The following is a 677-nucleotide window of genomic DNA, read 5'->3' as shown; positions in this document are numbered from 1 at the left end:
CCGCACTTCGTTGGCGCCGATGGCGGTACCTATGACATTCAGGGCGAAGCCGGCAAGACTTATAACCTTCTGTCTGACAAGGGCGTTCAGGTCAACGGTCGTTTCGACCAATGGGGCGCAGCAAACTCCGGCATGACGGTCGTTGGCGCGGTTGGTATTTCGGCCAATGGCAATCAGATTACCTACGACGTTGATGGCACGCTCTCCATCAATGGACAGGCGATAGAAGGTAACGGAGAATTTCTCGGCGGGCAGGTCAAGCGTGACCGTACCACAGTTACCATCAAGGCTGGCGAATACACCGTTACAGTCAAGGACTGGGGGCGGCACCTGATGCTGGATTTCCGTAGCGATAACGCGGTTGCGGATAACGTCAAGCCTCACGGTCTTTGGGGTGTGACGGTTGACGGAGACGGCAAGGCCCGCATGGGTGACAAAGGTCGCGGAACCCAAGGGGGCGGCGCCATTGAGAATGCAAACGGCGAAATCGTAGCCAAAGGCGACAAACAGACGGTCAAGGAATATGAAGTTGGTGGCCTGCTTGATACGAACTTCGGCGGCTTTGACAACAAATTCAATGCCGGGGCTGTCTGGAACGGCGGCGGTGCCAACAACGGTGGCGGCTGGAACGGCGGTGACGCCAACAATGGCGGCGGTTGGAACAACGGTGGCTGGAA

The 677-nt window shown here is 57.5% G+C and carries 1 protein-coding gene; it reads left to right on the top strand.

Annotated elements, in window-relative coordinates:
* Positions 1 to 677, top strand: a 677-nt coding sequence (locus F0155_RS23245; RefSeq protein ID WP_150526941.1) for a hypothetical protein, incomplete at both ends; no start/stop codon positions are given.

It is taken from the genome of Roseibium sediminis (genome assembly GCF_008711325.1).
Classification (GTDB): Bacteria; Pseudomonadota; Alphaproteobacteria; order Rhizobiales; family Stappiaceae; genus Roseibium; species Roseibium sediminis.
This window is presented reverse-complemented; position numbering and strand designations above follow the sequence as displayed.